Source organism: Actinomadura chokoriensis (assembly GCF_041463665.1).
GTDB classification, from domain to species: domain Bacteria; phylum Actinomycetota; class Actinomycetes; order Streptosporangiales; family Streptosporangiaceae; genus Spirillospora; species Spirillospora chokoriensis_A.
In genome coordinates, this window is sequence record NZ_JAXCEJ010000003.1 from 204,437 (window position 1) to 218,529 (window position 14,093).

Genomic DNA, 14,093 nt, shown 5'->3' on the forward strand with positions numbered 1-14,093 from the left:
CTCCAACATAGTTTACGAAGTATTCTAGGTTCATCACGCCATCACGCGCCATCCCTCACGAGGTCGAGGAGACCCCATGCCGGACGAGGTCCTGGTCGAGCACGCCGACGGCGTCGCCGTCGTCACCATCAACCGCCCGGAGGCGCGCAATGCCGTGAACCGGGCGGTGAGCGACGGCATCGCCGCCGCGCTGGAGGAGTTCGAGTCCCGCAAGGACCTGACCGTCGCCATCCTCACCGGCGCCGGCGGCACGTTCTGCTCGGGCATGGACCTCAAGGCGTTCGTGGCGGGCGAGAACGTCACCCATCCCGAACGCGGGCTGGCCGGGATCACGCTGCGTCCCCCGGCCAAGCCGGTGATCGCCGCCGTGGAGGGCTACGCGCTGGCCGGGGGCTGCGAGGTCGCGCTGGCCTGCGACCTGATCGTGGCGGCCGAGGACGCCCGGTTCGGCCTCCCGGAGGTGAAGCGGGGCCTGGTGGCCGGGGCCGGCGGGCTGGTCCGGCTCCCCCGCCGCGTCCCCCGCGGGGTGGCGATGCGGCTGGCGCTGACCGGCGAGCCCGTCACCGCCGCGGAGACCGGGCGGTACGGCCTGGTCACGGAGATCACCGCGCCCGGCAAGGCCCTGGAGGGCGCCCGCGCGCTCGCCGGGGCCATCGCCGCCAACGCCCCGCTCGCCGTCGCCGCCACCAAGCGGATCCTGGACGCCCAGGCCGACTGGGCCTCCGACGAGGCGTTCGGCCGGCAGGAGGAGATCATCCGCCCGGTGCTCGCCTCCGCCGACGCCCGCGAGGGCGCCATCGCGTTCGCCGAGAAGCGCCCGCCGGTCTGGCGGGGCGAGTAGCGCCCGTGGACCCGTCCCCGGGACCGCTGAAGCCGGAGCGGGGCGTGACGTCCGCCCCGCCGCCAGCCCTCTCCTCCGGCCGGTCCGTCGCGTTTTCCGGGGCCCCGGCGTCGGGCGGGGCCATCGCTTCCGGCGGCTCAGGTGATCGCGCCCTCGACCTTGAGCCGGATCAGTTCGTCGTCGCTCCACCCGAGCTCGCGCAGCACCTCGTCGGTGTGCTCGGCGAACTGCGGGGCGCGGCGCAGTTCCGCCGGGGTCTCGTCGAACTGGACCGGGTTCGCGACCAGTTCCCGCTGGACCCCGTCGGCGTCCGCCAGGGGCGCGATGAGGCCGTTGGCGCGCAGCGACGGGTCCTGCCCCACCTCCCAGGGCTCCTGGACCAGCGCCCATTGCCCGTCCGTCCCCTTGAGCAGCTCGACCCATTCGGCGTGGTCGCGGCCGGCGATGATGCCCGCCACGATCTCGCTCGCCTCGGCGGCGTTCCTCATGATGTTCTCGACGCCGTCGAAGCGCTCGTCGGCGATCAGGTCCTCGCGTCCCGCGACCGTGCAGAACTCGGGCCAGTACCGGCCGGGCTGCAGCATCGCCAGTTCCAGCCAGCGCCCGTCCGCGGTGCGGTAGGGGCCGATCAGCGGGTTGGCCACCGATCCGTGCTTGGGGTGCCCCATCCTTGGCAGCGGGCCGCCCATCGCCAGCGCCATGTTGACCGAGAACTGGGTGGCCCAGGCGCCGACGCCGAGCAGCGACACGTCCACCACCGACGGCTCACCGGTGGCCTTCCGGGAGTACAGGGCGGCCGCGATCCCGCCCGCGATCGTCATGCCGCCGATGGAGTCGCCGTAGGCGCCCGAGGGCATGCGCATCATCGACTCCGAGTCCGGCGGGGTGACTCCCGCGGCGCTGCCGCCCCGGGCCCAGAAGGCGGTGCTGTCGTACCCGCCCTTGTCCGCCTCGTCGCCGCGCTGGCCGAACCCGCTGCCGCGGACGTAGACGATGTCGGGGTTGATCGCCCGGATGTCCTCGACCTCGATACCGAGCCTGGCGCGCGCACCGGGCAGGAAGTTGGTCAGGAACACGTCGCTCTCGCGGACGAGGCGCTCCAGCACCGGCCGCGCCGCCGGGTTCTCCAGGGCGAGCCCGACGCTGCGCTTGCCCCGGTTCGGACCCTCCATGATCGGGAAGAACGAGCCGCCCTTGCCGAGGGCGTCGAGCCCGAGCACCCGGATCAGCCCCCGCTGGGCGTCGCCCCGCTCGGCGTGCTCGATCTTGATGATGTCGGCTCCCCAGTCCGCGAGCACCGCGCCCGCGGCCGGCACGAAGGTGAACTGGGCGACCTCCAGGACGCGCACGCCCTCCATCGGTCGATGCATGGATACCGCCTTCCCGCAGCCCTATTGTGTGCACTCAGTAGATCGTTATTGCGGGAAGCTAGCAAGGCCTCGCACCTGAGAACAGCAATTGAGACTACCCAAATCGAGACGGCGGTCGTACGATCCAGGGCATCGCGTCCGGACCGCCTACCGAGGAGCCGAGATGGCCGCCGACCCCACCCCGCGGACCTGTCCCATCGAGGACTACAAGACCTTCAGCACAGCGCCGGCGATGACGTTCTTCGAGCGCATGGACGGCTACCAGGACCGCGCCCGCCCGGTGTTGCGCTCCGAGGAGGCGGGCGGCTACTGGGTCTTCACCGACTACGAGGCCATCCACGACGGCCTCCACCGGACCGACCTGTGGTCCAGCTCGGTCGTCACGCCGACCGAGCCCAACCCGCCGTTCAAGCTGATCCCGCTGATGCTCGACCCGCCGGAGCACACCCCGTGGCGGCACCTGCTCCGCGGCTACTTCTCCCCCGGGCGCGTCCGGAGCATGGCGGGCAACCAGCGGCGGCTGGCCGGTGAGATCATCGACGACCTCGCCGCCCGGGGCGAATGCAACTTCGTCGACGACGTCGCGCGCGTCTTCCCCTCCACCGTCTTCCTGGAGATCATGGGGATGCCGGTGACGAAGCTGCCGGAGTTCCTGGAGTGGGAGGGCATGATCCTGCACTCCGGGGAGGACCGGGAGCGCGTGGCGGCCGGCGTCGGCCTGGTGATCCAGTACTTCATGGAGCTGATCGCCGAGCGCAGGGCGGCTCCCGACCCCGCCGCCGAGGACATCGTCAGCACCGCGCTGCACTGGAAGATCGACGGCCAGCCGGTCAGCGACGAGGACCTGCTGAACTGCTCGCTGCTGCTGTTCATGGCGGGCCTCGACACGGTCGCCAGCCAGTCGTCCTACGCGTTCTGGCACCTGGCCGCCCACCCCGAGGACCGCGCGCGGCTGGTGGCCGACCCCGACCACGTCCCGATCGTGGTGGAGGAGATCCTGCGCGCCTACCCGATCGTGCAGACCGCCCGCAAGGCCCTGAAGGACGAGGTGTTCCACGGCTGCCCGGTCAAGGCCGGCGACATGGCGGTCTTCCCGCTGTCGGCCGCGGGCCGCGACGAGTCCGTCCACCCCGGCGCCCGCCGCGTCGACCTGGACCGCGACTCCACCAAGAACCTGTCCTTCGGCGGCGGGCCGCACCGCTGCCTCGGATCCCACCTGGCCCGCCAGGAGCTGGCCGTGCTGCTGACCGAGTGGCACCGGCGCATCCCCGACTACGAACTGGCCGGGGAGCCGACCGAGCACTCCGGCGGCGTGTGGGCCCTGAACGAACTGCCCCTGCGCTGGGACGTCTGAGCGCCGCCGGCGCCAAGGAGGAGGCGACTCATGAGCGAAGTGCCCACCCACCGGCTCTACATCGACGGCGGCTGGACGGAGAGCACCGGCGACGCGTGGACCGACGTCGTGAACCCGGCGACGGAGGAGGTCCTCGGCCGCGTCCCGGACGGGACGCGCGAGGACGCGGCACGGGCCGTGCGGGCCGCGCGCCGCGCGTTCGACGAAGGCCCGTGGCCGTCGATGCCCGTCCGGGAGCGGGCCCAGATCATGGTCCGGATGGCGGAGATCATGGAGCGGCGCGCGGCCGAGCTCACCGATCTCAACATCGCCGAAGCGGGCTCGGTCCGCATGCTGGCCGAGACGCTCCAGGTCGGCGTACCCATCGCGCACTTCAGGGACATGGCCGAGCGGATCATGCCGGGTTTCGCGTGGGAGCGGCCGATGCCGCCGACCGTCGTCCCCGGGCTGGGCATCGGGCAGGGGGTCCTGCGGCGCGAGCCGTTCGGCGTCGCCGCGCTCATCCCGGCGTACAACTTCCCGCTCTTCCTGAGCGTCATGAAGCTCGCGCCCGCGCTGGCCGCGGGCTGCACGACGGTGCTCAAGCCCGCGCCCTCCGCTCCGCTGGAAGTGGTACTGCTCGGGGAGATCGCCGAGGAGGCGGGCCTGCCCGCCGGAGTCCTCAACATCGTCACCGGCGGCATCGATGCCGGGCGCGAGCTCACCACCAGCCCGATGGTGGACCTTGTCAGCTTCACCGGCTCCGACGCCGTCGGCCGGCAGGTGTACGCCCAGGCCGCCGGCGGCATCAAGAAGGTCGTGCTCGAACTCGGCGGCAAGTCGGCGAGCATCGTGTGCGAGGACGCCGACCTCGACAAGGCGCTGGGCGAGATGCTGGCCGGGATCACCGTCAACACGGGCCAGGGCTGCTCGCTGTTCACCCGCACCCTGGTGCACCGCTCCCGGTACGACGAGCTGGTCGGCAAGGCCGTCGCCGCGCTGGAGTTCATCACGGTGGGCGACCCGGCCGATCCCGGCACCGCCATGGGGCCGCTGATCAGCCGGGCGCAGCGCGACAAGGTCGAGAAGCTCGTCCGCACCGGCGAGGAGGAGGGCGCGCGGATCGCGTTCGGCGGCCGCCGCCCCGCGCACCTGGACCGCGGCTACTTCTTCGAGCCCACGCTGTTCACCGGGGTCGACAACGCCATGACGATCGCGCGGACCGAGTTCTTCGGGCCGGTCGGCAGCGTCATCGCCTTCGACGACGACGACGAGGCCGTGCGGCTCGCCAACGACAACCCCTACGGGCTCGCCGGTTCGGTGTGGGCGGCCGACCCCGTCCGGGCGTACGGCATCGCCACGCGCGTCCGGGCCGGCCTGGTCTCGGTGAACGGCGGTGGCGGCGGGGTCACGCCGCACGTGGCCTTCGGCGGCTACAAGCAGAGCGGGCTCGGCCGGGAGTGGGGCGAGCACGGCCTCGACGAGTTCCTGCAGACCAAGAGCATCGCCTGGTCGGTGGGGTCCGGCTGAGCCTGCGGCACCCAGTGAACCCGTCCGGGCAAGACGAGAAGGGAACGGCTATGGGCCGTGTACAGGACAAGGTCGTGTTCATCACCGGGGCCGCGCGGGGCCAGGGCCGGGCGGTCGCGCTCCGGCTCGCCGAGGAGGGCGCGCACATCATCGGCGTGGACCTCTGCGCCGACATCCCCACCAACGGCTACGCGCTCGCCACCCGCGACGACCTCGACGAGACCGTCCGCCAGGTGGAGAAGCTGGGCCGCCGCATGGTCGCCCGGCAGGCCGACGTGCGGGAGCCCGGCGAGCTGAGGGACGCCGTCGCCGCCGGCGTCGCCGAACTCGGCGGGCTGGACGCCGTCGTCGCGCAGGCCGGCATCTGCCCGCTGGGCTCGCAGGACCCGCAGGCGTTCCTGGACGCCGTGGCGGTGGACTTCAACGGGGTCGTGCACGCCGTCCAGGCGGCGCTGCCGCACCTGCCCGACGGCGGTTCGATCGTCGCCACCGGGTCAGTGGCCGGGCTCCTGCCGGGCAGCACCGACAACCCGGCCAACGGCTTCGGGGGCCTCGGCTACTCGTGGGCCAAGCGGGGCGTCGCCTCGTTCGTCCACGACCTCGCGGTGACGCTGGCGCCGCGCAGCATCCGCGCGAACGCCGTGCACCCGACCAACACCAACACCGACATGCTCAACAGCGACCCGATGTACCGGGTCTTCCGCCCGGACCTGGAGAACCCCACCCGGGAGGACGCGCTCCTCACCTTCCCCATGATGAACGCGATGCCGGTCGGGTACGTCGAGCCCGAGGACGTCGCCGCCACGGTCCTGTTCCTGGTCTCCGACGAGTCCCGGTTCATGACCGGCATGCAGTTGCGGGTGGACGCCGGCGCCTACGTCAAGAGCCGCCCCCAGCAGCCGCCGGCCCTGTAACCCCTATACGAGGAGTCACCCGATGCCTCTGCAGCCCTGGATGAAGCTGCTGTCCACCGACGACCACCTGATCGAGCCTCCGCACGTGTGGTCGGACCGGCTCCCGGCCGCGCTCCGCGACCGCGGGCCGGTCATCGTCGAGCAGGCCCGCGCGGGCGGCGGGCCGCCCTCGGAGGTGTGGCGGTACGAGGACCGGCTCTACCCCACGATCGGCCTCAACGCGGTCGCGGGGAAGCGCCCCGAGGAGTTCGGGATCGACCCGACCCGCTACGACGAGATGATCCCCGGCTGCTACGACCCGCGGGCACGGCTGGCGGACATGGACATCGACGGCGTGTGGGGAGCCCTGTGCTTCCCGTCCTTTCCGCGCTTCGCCGGCACCGTGTTCCTCGAAGGGGAGGACCGCGAGCTGGCGCACCTGTGCGTCCTGGCGTGGAACGACTACATCCTGGACGAGTGGTGCGCGACCGCGCCCGACCGCTTCATCCCGCTGATCATCCTGCCGCTGTGGGACGTCGAGCTGTGCGTGGCGGAGATCCACCGGTGCGCCGCGAAGGGCGCCAAGGCCATCGCGTTTCCGGAGAACCCCGTCCCGCTGGGGCTCCCCTCCTTCCACACCGACCACTGGGACCCGGTGCTGTCGGCCGCCGAGGAGACCGGCATGCCGCTGTCCATGCATTTCGGCACCTCGGGGCAGGCCCCCATCACCGCGCCCGAGGCGCCGATGGCCGTGATGATCGCCCTCTTCGGCTGCAACTCGATGTACGCCACCGCCGACCTGCTGTTCTCGCCGGTGTTCCACAAGCATCCGCGGCTGAAGGTCGGCCTGTCCGAGGGCGGCATCGGCTGGATGCCCTACCTGCTGGAGCGAATCGACACCACCTGGGAGCGGCACCGCTTCTACCAGAACGTCAACCAGGACGTCCGGCCCTCCGAGCTGTTCGCCGAGCACTTCCACGGGTGCTTCATCGACGACTCGTTCGGCATCCAGGCGCGGCACGCCATCGGGATCGACAACATCACGTGGGAGTGCGACTACCCGCACTCCGACTCCTACTGGCCGAAGAGCCGCGCCGTCGCGGCCGAGCGGCTCGCCGACGTCCCGGACGGGGAGGTCCACAAGATCGTGGAGCTGAACACCCGCCGGCTCTACGACTTCGGCGCGTGAGGGCCGGCCGATGAGCGGGCCGCCGGAGTCGGAGCGCTCCGACTGGACGGACCAGGACCTGCTCACCCGCCATGAGGCGGGTGAGCGGATCCGCGCCGAGATCGCCGAGACCGAGGCGCTCCTGGACGCGGCCGACCCGCCGCGGGCCGACGAGCGGGCGGCGCTGGAGCGGCGCCTCGCGGCGCTGCGCGCCCACCCCTTCGCCGCGCCCTCCGGCCCGTCCGGCGCTTGAGGGCGCCGGACGGGTCGCGGAGTCCTAGCGCTTCACCTTCTCGTCGAGCAGGGTGCCGCAGGCCGGCTTGGCCTTGGGGTCCGGCTCGAACTTCTTGCCGCGCAGGAACGAGACGTAGAAGCAGTTGCCGGGCCCGTGGCTGCCGGCGATGGTCCCGTACTGGGTGAAGTCGATCGGCTTCGGCAGCAGGCCGCCCGCGTCCCAGTCCTTACTGACGCGGAGCGCGTCGATGAGCTGCTTCTGGGTGGCGTCGCAGCCCGCCTTCTTCAGCCCGTGCAGCAGCAGGTCGGCGGTCTGCCAGCCGAGGGACTGGGAGAAGCTCGGGAGCGGGGACGCCGACCCGGCGTACTTCTGGAGCCCTTCCGACATCGCCTTGCCCCCGGCGGTCGGCACCTCGACGGGCGCGGAGGGAGACACGAAGCCGAGTCCCTGGGCGGCCTGAACGGCGGGCTCGGACTTCAGCAGGTCGGCTCCGTAGCCGGTGGCCAGGAGCACGGACTTCATCTTGACGCCCGCCTGCGCGAGGCCGCCCGCGATGGCGAACGCGGTCTCGGGCGTGACGGGGAGGTACAGCACATCGGCACCGGAGTTCTTGATGCCGAGCACGATGGAGCCGACGTCCTTGCTGCCGAAGGGCACCTTGACGTTGACATAGCCGCGTCCCAACCCGGCCTTCTCGGCGGACTGGACGCTGGCCAAGGCCGCACCGGACGAGCTCGCGGTGTCGAAGCTCACCGTGGCCGCCTTGGTACCGCCGAGGCTCTTCCAGTAGGCGCCCATCGTGGAGGCGACCTTCTCGTAGTCGGCGTTGCCGAGGACGTTGAACAGGTTCCGGTAGTCCCCGTTCAGCCATTGCTTGCCCCCGTCGAAGCCCGCTCCCACGAACGGGGTGCCCTTGGCCTGGGTGCCTGCGAACTGGCCGGCGCCGAAGAAGAACGAGCTGTTCGGCAGTACCGCGAACACCTTGTCCTGGCGGACGAGCTTCTGGGTGGCGGCCAGGGCCCCCTGGGGGGTCGAGGTGTCGTCGGCCATCACGACCTGGAAGTCGCGCTTGCAGGCGCCGGGCTCCTGCTTGTAGGCGGCCAGGCGGGCCTTGACCCCGCCCTCGATGCCGGTGAAGCCGGCGCTCGCCGAGCCGCTCAGCGACGTCAGGACTCCGATCTTCGCGGCGGACGAGCCGGCGTCCGACTCGCCGCCGCACGCCGTCGCGGCGAGCAGGAGGACGCAGGCGGCGCCCGAGGCGCCGAGGGCGAGAGGCGTCTTCTTCGGCGGCTTCCATGGCGTGGGTCTTGGCATCGTCGTCCCTTTCACCGAGCCAGCTAACCTAGGTAGCTAAGTAAACTTAATGGACACAATTATGGCGAGAGCCGTAACGCAAGCGTTACCTGGGGATTCATCCGGACCACGAAACCGCTCCGAGTGGCCCGAGGACCTCAGGGCACTCGCCGGAGGACACCGGGCGCACCTTGACGCACTTGGGTAACTAAGTGCACTGTATGTGGACCACAGTGATGGCCATCACACCACCGTGGCCCGACCACCGTGTCCGGCCGAAGCCCCTGGGCGGTGTCCGTGCTGCAGTACGTCCTCGCCGGTCTGGCACTGGGCGCGATCTATGCGATCGCCTCGGCGTCGCTCGTCGTCACCTACGTCTCCTCGGGCGTCTTCAACTTCGCCTTCGGGGCGACGGCCTTCGCCGTCGCCCGGTTCTACTACTTCCTGCACACCGAGAACGGCTGGCCGATCGCGGCCGCGGCGGCGGTCTCGCTGGGGGTCTTCGCTCCCCTGCTGGGCGCGCTGCTCTACTGGCTGCTGTTCCGCCACCTCCGGCTGCGCCCCCCGCTGATCAAGATCGTCGCCACGATCGGGGTGTCGGTGGCGCTGCCGCCGGCCGTCGACCTGATCTTCGGCAAGCTGACCAACACGACCGCCCCAGGACTCGCCCCCGTACCGCTGCGGGTGTTCCACCCGTTCGGCGCCACCGTCACCATGGACCAGGTCGTGAACTACCTCGGCCTCGCGATCGTGCTCATCGTGGGCGTGGCGGTGCTGAGGTTCACCGACGTCGGGCTCAGGATCCGCGCGCTGGTCGACTCGGCCGCCCTCAGCGGCCTGTCCGGTGTCAGCGCCTCGCGCGTGTCGCTCGGGGTCTGGGCCGCGACCACCGCCCTGGCCGGGCTCGCCGGGATCCTCGTCGCGCCCACCGCGGGCCTGTCGACCGACGGAATGACCTTCCTCATGGCCGCCGCGTTCGCGGCCGTCGTCGCCGCGCGGCTGACGAGCCTGCCCGTCGCCGTCCTCGCCGCCCTGGCCATGGGGGTGGTCACCACGGTGACCCAGCGCTACCTGGATCCGGAGAGCGCGCTGTCCGCGCAGGTGGTGCCGAGCATCCCGTTCGGCTTCATGCTGCTCTTCCTGCTCTGCTACGCGCTGCGCGGGCGGGCCGCGGACCGGCCGGCGGGCGGGGCGCTGGACCGGGCGATCCGGGTGGAGGACGGCGGCGCGGGCGGCGCCGGCGCACGGCCCGGCCCGCGCTCGCCGTCGACGGTGGCGGCCGCCGCCGGGGTGGTCGCGGTCGCGGCGCTCCCCCTCGTCCTGGACGAGTACTGGGGCGGGCTCGCCGTGACCGGGCTGGCGCTGAGCCTGGTCCTGCTGTCGTACACGCTCGCCACGGGAGAAGGCGGGATGATCTGGCTCTGCCAGATCACGTTCGCGGGCCTGGGCGCGCTCGTCTCGGCGGAACTGGCGGCCTCCCACGGCTGGCCCCCGCTGGCGGCCGTCCTCCTCGGGGCGCTGCCGGTCGTCGCCCTCGGCCTGATCATCGGGTTGCTCACCATCCGGCTCGGCGACCTCTACGTGGCACTGGTCACGCTGACGTTCGGGCTGCTGGTCCAGACCCTGGTGTTCACGCGTGACCGCTTCAACAACTACGGGCAGGGGGTGCCGATGCCCCGACCCGGCTTCGCCGAGGACAACCGCGCGTTCGCCTACCTGACGCTGGCGGCGTTCGTCCTCCTCGCGCTGTTCCTCACCAACTTCCGGCGTTCGACCGGGGGGCTGGCGATGAGCGCGGTGCGCTGGAGCGAGGACGGCTCGCGGACGCTCGGCCTGAGCATCGTCCGGACCAAGCTGCTGGTGTCGGCGATGGCGACCTACATCGCGGCCGTCGGCGGCGGTTTCCTCGCCATGAACGTCCAGGCCGCGCTGCTGGACTCCTACAACGTCTTCGGCGGGCTGGTCTGGCTCGCCGTCCTCGTCACGGTCGGCGCGCGCTCCCCCGCCGCCGCGCTGGTGGCGGGCCTGAGCTTCCACCTCCTGCCGGGGGTCTTCCAGACCTACCTGCCCACCGGGTGGGCCGAGGTGCCGGTGCTGCTGTTCGGCTTCGGCGCGATCATGGTCGCGAAGGACCCGGACGGGATCCTCGCGATGCACGCGCGGCAACTGCGGAGCGTCCTGGACCGCGGGGCACGCCGGAACGCCGTCCAGCCCCGGCCCGAACCAGCGGACGGACCGGCGCCGGCCGGCGAGTCCCGCCCGGCGGATGACCCCGCGGGCGGCCGTGCGGCTTCGCCAGAAACCGAACTGACCGGCGGGGAGCGCGCGTGAGCACCGTGACCGGCGAATCCTCCACGATGACGACCCGGCTGGAGGCGTGCGGGGTGACGGTCCGCTTCGGCGGGCTCGTCGCCCTGGACGGCGTGGACCTGACGGTCCCGCCCGGCGCCGTGGTCGGGCTCGTCGGACCCAACGGCGCGGGCAAGAGCACGCTGTTCGCCGTCCTGTCCGGCCTGCTCAGACCGGACGCGGGGCAGGTGCGGATGGGCGGCGAGGACGTCACCCGCGCCTCCGCCAGCGCGCGGGCCCGGCGCGGCCTGGCCCGGACGTTCCAGCGCCCCGAACTGTTCTCCGGCCTGACCGTCCGCGAGCATGTCGTGCTGGCCGACCGCGTCCGCCACCGCGGGGGCCGGATCCTGCGCGACCTGGTGACCGGCGGCGGCTTCCGGCGGCCGAGCGCCGCCGAGAACGAGCGCGTCGACGCGGTCCTGGACGCGCTGCGCCTCGGAGACCTGCGGAACCGCGAGGTGTCGGGGCTTCCCCTCGGCGCCTGCCGGCTGGTCGAGGTCGCCCGGGCACTGGCGACGGGGCCAGAGGTCCTGCTGCTGGACGAGCCCTCGTCCGGGCTCGACACGCGGGAGACCGGGGAACTGGCGGCGACGCTCGCGCGGGTCAACGCCGACCACGGCGTCTCCCTGCTGCTCGTCGAACACGACGTCGAAATGGTGCTGGGCATGTGCGGGACGGTCTACGTCCTGGACTTCGGCGCCATGATCCGGTCGGGTCCGCCCGAGGAGATCCGTTCCGACCCGGCCGTGCGCGCCGCCTACCTCGGGACCGAGCGACCGTCCCGCACCAGCCCCAGCATCAGCACCGCCCAGGGTGCCGTCCCGGACGAGGAGAGCCGTTGAACACCAGCACGCCCCTGCTGTCGGTTCGGGACCTTCAAGTCCGCTACGGTCCGGCCCTCGCGCTGTCCGGGGTGTCCTTCGACGTCCCGGCGAAGGGCGCCCTGGCGGTGCTCGGCGCGAACGGCGCCGGGAAGAGCACGCTCGCCCGGGCGCTGAGCGGGCTGGTGCCTGCGAGCACGGGACGGATCACCTTCGCCGGACGGGACATCGCGTCCGCGTCCCCCGACGCGATCCGCCGGTCCGGCCTGGTCCACCTGCCCGAGGGCCGGGGGGTCTTCCCGGGCTTGACCGTGCACGAGAACCTCCGCATGGCGCTGATCGCGGCCGGGGCGGAGCGCGCGGACGCGATCGACCGCGCGTTCGCGATCTTCCCGGTGCTGGGCGACCGGCGGCGGCAGCGGGCCGGCACGCTCTCCGGCGGCGAGCAGCAGATGCTCAGCCTGGCCCGCGCCCTCATGATCACACCGCGGCTGGCGATCGCCGACGAGCTGTCGCTCGGCCTCGCCCCCAGGCTGGTGGACGTGGTGTTCGAGAGCCTGGAGCGCGCGCGGGCGGCGGGCGTCGCGATCATCATGATCGAGCAGTTCGCGCACCGGGCGCTGGAGTTCGCCGACCGCTGCCTGGTCCTGCAGCGCGGGAGCGTCGCGTGGGAGGGGGCGGCGTCCGCGGCCGGAGACGAGGTGCTGCGGCACTACCTCGGCGAGGCCGCCGGCGCCTGACGGGTCACTAAAATGGGCGCATTCGACCACCTGTGAGGGAGCTCCCACTCCATGGCGACGCCCGCTGCGAAAGTCCCGCCGACCGGCGGCGCCGACGCCCCCTCGCACGTCCCCGCCGTCCTGCCCGAGATCCGGAGCGGCGTGCGGGCGGGCGCCCTGGGCGCGCGGGTGGCACAACGGATCGAGGACGAGATCGTCCACTCGGGCTGGCCGGTCGGCCGCAACCTCGGCTCGGAGCAGGAGCTGCAGGACCGCCACGGCGTGAGCAAGTCCGTGCTGCGCGAGGCGGTCCGGCTGGTGGAGCACCACGGGGTGGCGCGGATGCGGCGCGGCCCCGGCGGCGGCCTGTTCGTCACGGCCCCGGACGTGGCGCCCGCCGCCCGCGCGATGGTCACCTACCTCGACTACGTCGGCACGACGGTCGACGACCTCACCGACGCCCGGCTGCTGCTGGAGCCCCCCGCCGTCGTGCTGGCCTCCGAGCGGCTCACCGAGGAGGGCGTCCGGCTGCTGCGGGGCCTGCTCGGGCAGGAGGCGAGGCGGCGCGCCGAGCCGGGCATCTGGTCGCAGGACCCGGTCCACACCGCGCTCTGCGAGCTGTCGGGCAATCCGGCGCTGCTCGCCTTCACCGAGGTCCTCACCCGGCTCACCGACCGGTACGCGCACACGGCCCGGCGCAAATCGAAGGCCGAGGCGGTGCGCAACAAGGAGGTGGCGGGACGCAGCCACGCCGTCATCGTCGAGGCGGTCATCGCCGGCGACACGGGGCGGGCCTGCGCCGCGCTGACCGAGCATCTGCGCGAGGCCGCCGGATGGCTGAAGCAGAACCGCCCCGGCGCGGACGGCCCGATCGCGTGGCAGCTGCTGGAGGCCCCGGGCGCCAAGCTCAGCGAGCTGGTCGCCGCCCGGATCCAGGACACGATCGCGGCGGACGGCTGGCCGGTCGGCGCCCTGCTCGGCTCCGAGGCCGACCTGCTGGACCGGTACGGCACCAGCCGCGCGGTGCTGCGCGAAGCCGTCCGGCTGCTGGAGCACCACGGCGTCGCCCGGATGCGCCGCGGCCCCGGCGGCGGGCTCCTGGTCACCGCGCCGGACCCGGCCGCCAGCATCGACTCCATGGCCCTCTATCTCGGCCACCGGCGCGCCGGGGCCGAGCACCTGCGGGCCGTCCGCGAGGCGATCGAGCTCGGCGCGCTGGGCCCGGTCACGGCGCGGCGAGGGGAGCCCGAAACGGCCGTGCGGCTGGAGGCCGCCGTGCGTGGCGAGCCTCCGGCGGCGTTCCACGACGAACTGGTGCACCTTGCCGGGAACCCCGTGCTCACCCTCTTCCTCCGGATCCTTTCCGCGCTGCGGCCGGGGCGGGCGGGCGCCGACGCCGCGCGGCCGCACGCGGCGGGCGGGCGGGAGCGCGCGCACCGGGAGGTGGTCGCCGCGATCCTCGCGGGGGACGAGAGCCTGGCGCGGCATCGCGTCCGCCGCGATCTCACCGCATGCCACGCCTGGTGACGCCTCCCGTCCCG

The 14,093-nt window shown here is 72.7% G+C and carries 12 protein-coding genes; 10 read left to right on the forward strand and 2 right to left on the reverse strand.

The features are described from left to right. Positions 1-76: 76 nt before the first annotated feature. A complete protein-coding gene (locus SM418_RS07165) occupies positions 77-841 on the forward strand; it encodes a crotonase/enoyl-CoA hydratase family protein (protein ID WP_371939862.1) in 765 nt (254 codons plus the stop codon). Between the two features lie 137 nt (positions 842-978). On the opposite strand, the gene SM418_RS07170 is transcribed toward SM418_RS07165, so the two are convergent. After that, complete coding sequence (locus tag SM418_RS07170; RefSeq protein WP_371939863.1) at positions 979-2,211, reverse strand: CaiB/BaiF CoA transferase family protein; 1,233 nt, start codon at positions 2,209-2,211, stop codon at positions 979-981. 163 nt (positions 2,212-2,374) lie between these two features. Between SM418_RS07170 and SM418_RS07175 the strand changes: the two genes are divergently transcribed. From SM418_RS07175 to SM418_RS07195, 5 genes are read left to right on the forward strand one after another with little or no spacing between them, the layout of a single operon-like run. Beyond that, complete coding sequence (locus SM418_RS07175) at positions 2,375-3,565, forward strand: cytochrome P450 (RefSeq protein ID WP_371939864.1); 1,191 nt, start codon at positions 2,375-2,377, stop codon at positions 3,563-3,565. 30 nt (positions 3,566-3,595) lie between these two features. Next, the gene (locus SM418_RS07180; protein WP_371939865.1) at positions 3,596-5,074 is read left to right on the forward strand and encodes an aldehyde dehydrogenase family protein; all 1,479 of its coding nucleotides are present in this window, start codon (positions 3,596-3,598) and stop codon (positions 5,072-5,074) included. A 50-nt stretch (positions 5,075-5,124) separates the two neighbouring features. Next, on the forward strand, positions 5,125-5,988 hold the full coding sequence (locus tag SM418_RS07185; protein WP_371939866.1) for a mycofactocin-coupled SDR family oxidoreductase: 864 nt from the start codon (positions 5,125-5,127) through the stop codon (positions 5,986-5,988). 22 nt (positions 5,989-6,010) lie between these two features. After that, positions 6,011-7,156: an amidohydrolase family protein gene (locus SM418_RS07190; protein ID WP_371939867.1), complete on the forward strand. Its 1,146-nt coding sequence runs from the start codon at positions 6,011-6,013 to the stop codon at positions 7,154-7,156. A 10-nt stretch (positions 7,157-7,166) separates the two neighbouring features. Next, positions 7,167-7,388: a hypothetical protein gene (locus SM418_RS07195; protein WP_371939868.1), complete on the forward strand. Its 222-nt coding sequence runs from the start codon at positions 7,167-7,169 to the stop codon at positions 7,386-7,388. Between the two features lie 24 nt (positions 7,389-7,412). On the opposite strand, the gene SM418_RS07200 is transcribed toward SM418_RS07195, so the two are convergent. Next, positions 7,413-8,684, reverse strand: a complete 1,272-nt coding sequence (locus SM418_RS07200; RefSeq protein WP_371966049.1) for an ABC transporter substrate-binding protein — start codon at positions 8,682-8,684, stop codon at positions 7,413-7,415. A gap of 270 nt (positions 8,685-8,954) precedes the next feature. Between SM418_RS07200 and SM418_RS07205 the strand changes: the two genes are divergently transcribed. Genes SM418_RS07205 through SM418_RS07220 form a run of 4 tightly spaced genes read left to right on the forward strand, consistent with a single transcriptional unit; the run spans position 8,955 to position 14,079 of the window. Further along, complete coding sequence (locus SM418_RS07205; protein ID WP_371939870.1) at positions 8,955-10,994, forward strand: ABC transporter permease; 2,040 nt, start codon at positions 8,955-8,957, stop codon at positions 10,992-10,994. Further along, on the forward strand, positions 10,991-11,854 hold the full coding sequence (locus SM418_RS07210; RefSeq protein WP_371939871.1) for an ABC transporter ATP-binding protein: 864 nt from the start codon (positions 10,991-10,993) through the stop codon (positions 11,852-11,854). The genes SM418_RS07205 and SM418_RS07210 overlap by 4 nt, the downstream gene beginning before the upstream one ends. Then, positions 11,851-12,573, forward strand: coding sequence for an ABC transporter ATP-binding protein (locus tag SM418_RS07215; RefSeq protein WP_371939872.1), 723 nt, complete (start codon positions 11,851-11,853; stop codon positions 12,571-12,573). The genes SM418_RS07210 and SM418_RS07215 overlap by 4 nt, the downstream gene beginning before the upstream one ends. Before the next feature lie 51 nt (positions 12,574-12,624). Further along, the gene (locus SM418_RS07220; RefSeq protein ID WP_371939873.1) at positions 12,625-14,079 is read left to right on the forward strand and encodes a FadR/GntR family transcriptional regulator; all 1,455 of its coding nucleotides are present in this window, start codon (positions 12,625-12,627) and stop codon (positions 14,077-14,079) included. Positions 14,080-14,093: the final 14 nt, after the last annotated feature.